General features: G+C 57.4%; 2 protein-coding genes. Both read left to right on the top strand.

All coding sequences use genetic code 11. The features are described 5' to 3' along the window. Positions 1-66, top strand: a 66-nt coding sequence (locus SB771_RS34240) for a DUF3400 domain-containing protein (protein ID WP_410721948.1), incomplete at its 5' end; no start/stop codon positions are given. Between the two features lie 34 nt (positions 67-100). Next, a partial coding sequence (locus SB771_RS34235) for an HIT family protein (RefSeq protein WP_410721947.1) occupies positions 101-277 on the top strand: 177 nt, incomplete at its 3' end.

Genomic DNA, 277 nt, shown 5'->3' with positions numbered 1-277 from the left:
GAAAACTGGATGGCCGATTACGTGCAGCGGGCGAACAATGGCGGAATCGAGCGCGTGCTGGTTTAATGCAAGCACTGACGATTTTTGCCTGAGGACGACGATGGATTGCGTTTTTTGCCATGAAGATGGCGGCGATGTGCTGTGGCAGGACGACACCTTGCGCGTCGTCCTCGCCGACGAACACGATTATCCGGGCCTTTGCCGGGTGATCTGGAACAGGCATGTAGCCGAGTTTTCCGATCTCGACGGAAGCGACCGCGATCGCGTGATGAAGGCC

Source organism: Burkholderia sp. SIMBA_051, assembly GCF_046534915.1.
Lineage (GTDB): Bacteria > Pseudomonadota > Gammaproteobacteria > Burkholderiales > Burkholderiaceae > Burkholderia > Burkholderia ambifaria.
This window is presented reverse-complemented; position numbering and strand designations above follow the sequence as displayed.